5 protein-coding genes and 1 rRNA gene are annotated in these 3,637 nt (G+C 76.9%); 3 read left to right on the top strand and 3 right to left on the bottom strand.

What is annotated here, in order from left to right:
• Positions 1-6: 6 nt before the first annotated feature.
• The 3 genes from rrf (at position 7) to GTQ99_RS11045 (ending at position 2,645) form a co-directional block, all read left to right on the top strand.
• Positions 7-123: ribosomal RNA gene (rrf, locus tag GTQ99_RS11055) — 5S ribosomal RNA — on the top strand.
• Positions 124-1,338: 1,215 nt separating this feature from the next.
• On the top strand, positions 1,339-2,112 hold the full coding sequence (locus GTQ99_RS11050) for a tetratricopeptide repeat protein (RefSeq protein ID WP_166615783.1): 774 nt from the start codon (positions 1,339-1,341) through the stop codon (positions 2,110-2,112).
• A 2-nt stretch (positions 2,113-2,114) separates the two neighbouring features.
• Complete coding sequence (locus tag GTQ99_RS11045) at positions 2,115-2,645, top strand: DUF6912 family protein (RefSeq protein ID WP_166615782.1); 531 nt, start codon at positions 2,115-2,117, stop codon at positions 2,643-2,645.
• Positions 2,646-2,648: 3 nt separating this feature from the next.
• On the opposite strand, the gene GTQ99_RS11040 is transcribed toward GTQ99_RS11045, so the two are convergent.
• From GTQ99_RS11040 to GTQ99_RS11030, 3 genes are read right to left on the bottom strand one after another with little or no spacing between them, the layout of a single operon-like run.
• Entirely contained in the window at positions 2,649-3,149 is a 501-nt protein-coding gene (locus tag GTQ99_RS11040) for a DUF2505 family protein (protein ID WP_166615781.1), read from the bottom strand.
• Positions 3,150-3,151: 2 nt separating this feature from the next.
• Positions 3,152-3,433 (bottom strand): hypothetical protein, encoded by a 282-nt coding sequence (locus GTQ99_RS11035; RefSeq protein ID WP_166615780.1) that lies wholly within the window; start codon positions 3,431-3,433, stop codon positions 3,152-3,154.
• A complete protein-coding gene (locus GTQ99_RS11030; protein ID WP_166615779.1) occupies positions 3,430-3,567 on the bottom strand; it encodes a hypothetical protein in 138 nt (45 codons plus the stop codon). Before GTQ99_RS11030 ends, GTQ99_RS11035 begins: the two co-directional genes overlap by 4 nt.
• Positions 3,568-3,637: the final 70 nt, after the last annotated feature.

Below are 3,637 nucleotides of genomic sequence, written 5' to 3'. Positions count from 1 at the left end.
GTGTGGTCCGGTGGTCATAGCGGTGGGGAAACGCCCGGTCTCATTCCGAACCCGGAAGCTAAGCCCACCAGCGCCGATGGTACTGCTCGGGAGACTGGGTGGGAGAGTAGGACACCGCCGGCCACTCAACATCGGGTGGCCTCCCTTTTCGGGAGGTGCTCACGTGTGGGGAGTAGTTCCTTTCCGGAGGAGCTGCTCCCCACACGCATGTCCGGGGACGGCAGCTCGGGGCTCGTGAGACCCTGGACCGCCCGTGCAACGGGCTCACAACGTGAACAGCGGCGATGGTCCCGCGCAGAGCGCGGCAGGTGGGAGATCGGCATGGCGGAACCAGGTGCTCGTGGCCGCACGGGAGGCGACGACCGACGTCCCACCGGCGGTGGTCAGCGACCTGCACGCGGCGGTGCTGCACGTGCTGGGGCCGGTGACTCCCGATCGGGTTCCGGGGCTCCGCGCCGTGGTGCCGGCGGCGGCTCGTCGTTCGGTGGACGGCCCGACCGTCCTCGCCGCTCGGCGCCGGGTGACGACCAGCGCCCTGGGCGCCCCGTCCGCCAGTCGGGGACGAGCGATCGCCCTCAGCGGGACGAGCGCTGGTCCCGCGACGAGCGTCCGCGCCGCGACGACCGCCCCTCGAGGGGCGAGGGTCCCGGCGCCGGCGAGCGTCCGTTCCGGACCGGTGGCCCGCGGCGCGACGACCGCCCCCAGCGTGCAGGTGGTGCGTTCCAGGGCGGTGGCCGTCCGCAGCGCGACGACCGACCGCAGCGCGACGACCGTCCCGCCCGTGCGCAGGACCGTCCCCGCCGGGACGACCGCCCCTACCAGTCCGCAGGTTTCCGGCGCGAGGACCGCCCGTTCCGCTCCGCCGGTCCGCGTGGGGAGGACCGTCCTCAGCGCGATGCCCGCGCCGGTCGCGAGGAGCGCCCGTTCCGTGCCGGTGGTCCGCGACGTGACGACCGTCCTCAGCGCGACGACCGCCCTCGCCGGGACGACCGTCCCCAGCGCGACGACCGCCCTCGCCGGGACGACCGCCCTCGCCGGGACGACCGCCCGCAGCGCGACGACCGTCCCCGCCGGGACGACCGCCCCTACCAGTCCACAGGGCCTCGGCGCGAGGACCGGCCGTTCCGCGGCGGGGACCGCCCCCAGCGCGACGACCGCCCGCGTCGAGACGACCGTCCCCAGCGAGACGAGCGTGCCCAGCGCGACGACCGCCCCCGCGGTGGGGACCGTCCGCAGCACGACCAGCGTCCTCGTCGCGACGACCGTCCCCGCCGTGACGAGCGGTCGCGACCCGAGGGCCAGCGGGGGCAGGCGCCCCGGCGCGCCGAGCGCGGCCCGGTGCGCGCTCCGGCCGCGGGGGACCGCTTCCGGGACCGGCCCGAGCGCCAGGCCGGGCCGCGCCTGCCCGACGACATCACCGGTCGTGAGCTGGACCCGGAGGTGCGCCGCTCGCTGCAGGGGCTGACCTCCGAGAACGCCGACGTCGTCGCCCGGCACCTGGTGGCCAGCGGCCGCGTGGTCGACGTCGACCCGGAGCGCGCGTGGCAGCACGCGCTGGCCGCTCAGCGCCGGGGTGGGCGCATCGCCGCGGTGCGCGAGGCCGCTGCGATCGCCGCCTACCGGGCCGGGCACTTCCGCGAGGCCCTCGCGGAGCTGCGGACCGTGCGGCGCATGACCGGCGACGACAGCTACCTGCCGCTCATGGCCGACTGCGAGCGCGGACTGGGCCGGCCCGAGCGCGCCCTGGACCTGGCCACCTCCCCGGAGGCGGCCAAGCTCGACACCCCCGCGAAGGTGGAGATGCTCATCGTCGCCGCGGGGGCCCGGCACGACATGGGCCAGCACGACGCGGCCGTGGTCTCGCTGCAGGTACCGCAGCTGCGCACCAACAGCCGTGCGCCCTGGCGCGCGCGGCTCTGGTACGCCTACGCGGACGCCCTCCTCTCGGTCGGCCGCGACGCCGACGCGCGCGAGTGGCTCGTCAAGGCCGCCGAGGCCGACACCGACGGTGAGACCGATGCCGCCGAACGCCTCGACGAGCTGGACGGCATCGTGTTCGACGAGGACTTCGACGGTGAGGGCGACGAGGAGCTCGACGAGGACGAGGACTGAGCGTGCGCGTCTACTGGCCGACGACCCTGCCGGCCCTGGCGCGCGCCGCGCAGGAGGGGCGCCTGGCTCCCGCTCCAGCCGCGGTGCACGCGGTCACGCCGGCGTTGCGCGACTTCTACGCCGACGCGGACCCGCGCGACCTGGAGGAGGAGCTGGAGTACGTCGCCATGACGGACGCCGCTGAGCAGTCGCTGCGGCTGCTGGCCGGCCCCGACGGCGGCGCGGCGCCCCGGCGCGTGGTGCTGGCCCTCGACGTGCCGGACGGCGCCGTGGAGGTGGGCGAGCGCGGCGCGTGGACGGCGCCCGAGCGCTCGCGCGTGCAGGTGGGCGCGGCGCTGGTCCTCGAGGACGTCGTCAGCGTCCACGTCGACGACGCGGACGCCGAGGCGGACGTGCGGGCAGCGCTGGCGGCGCTGCCCGCGGCCGACGCCGGGGACGAGGACGCGGTGTTCACCGTCGAGGCGTGCGAGGGGCACGAGCTGCTCTGGTACGACGCCAGCGAGCTGCCGCTGCTGCTGGCCGTCGGCCCGTGAGGTTCAGCGGGCGCTGAGCCGCTCGCGCGCGAGCCCGATCTCCGCGCGCACCAGGTCCAGCAGACCCGGCAGGGCGGCCTTCTCCACGGTGCCGCCGAACAGCGGCACCTGCACGGTCAGCGCGCCGGAGAGCTCGTGCACGCAACCGCCCTCCCCGGCCGACAGCGTCGCGGCGGCGAGCAGCTCGACGGGGGCGCCGCGCACGGTGAGCCGCAGCGAGCCCCGGCGCGAGCCGTCGGCGTCGGCCGGTTCCCACCGCTCCACCTGCTCGACGACCGCCGTGGAGCCCAGGAAGCGGGACGCGGCCTGCGGCAGGCCGGTCGTGGGGACGGTGCGCGTCGAGGACACGACGGTGACCGCCCCCTCGGTCGTCACCGACTCGGTGTGCTCGAGGGCGCCGGAGCGCTGCGCGCGGGCGGCCAGGAAGTCCGGGTCGACCAGGACGGCGAAGGCCTGCGCGGGCGGGGCGGGCAGGGGCGTGCGTTCGGCGAACTGCACAGGCACGGTCAGGGGGTCCTCTCGTCGGCGAGCGTGGTCAAGGGGCCGCGCAGGGCGTCGGCCAGCACCCGCTCGACGGCTTCGACGTCGTGCGGCTGCACGGGGACGGGCAGCCCCCGCAGGTCCTGCGCGGCGCTCTGGGCGGCGGCTGCGGCCTCGCGCACGGCGGCGACCTGCGGAGGGGGGCAGCTGCCCCGGAGGGCGTCGGCGCAGCGGTGCAGCAGGGCCGCGAGCGAGGACAGCCCGGCGGAGTCCCCGCCGCTGCGACCCACGAGGTCGACGAGCGTCACGGGCGCTCCAGCAGCGCGTGCACGCGGGCGAGGAGCTCGAGCACCGCGTCGGCGGCCTGCGGGGTGCGCAGGTCGGGCGCGAGGGCGACGAGCTCGTCGGCGAGGCGGCTGCGCGCGGGGGTCTGCTGAGCCACGCCGCCACTCTAGGCCCGCCCGGCTGACCGGCGGGTGGTCACCGCCGGCGACCCGGATAGTGTGGCGGGG

Origin of the sequence: Kineococcus vitellinus, from assembly GCF_009906315.1 — a bacterium.
GTDB lineage: Bacteria > Actinomycetota > Actinomycetes > Actinomycetales > Kineococcaceae > Kineococcus > Kineococcus vitellinus.
Note: the sequence above shows the minus strand (reverse complement) of the source record. Positions and strands in the feature narration are given on the sequence as shown.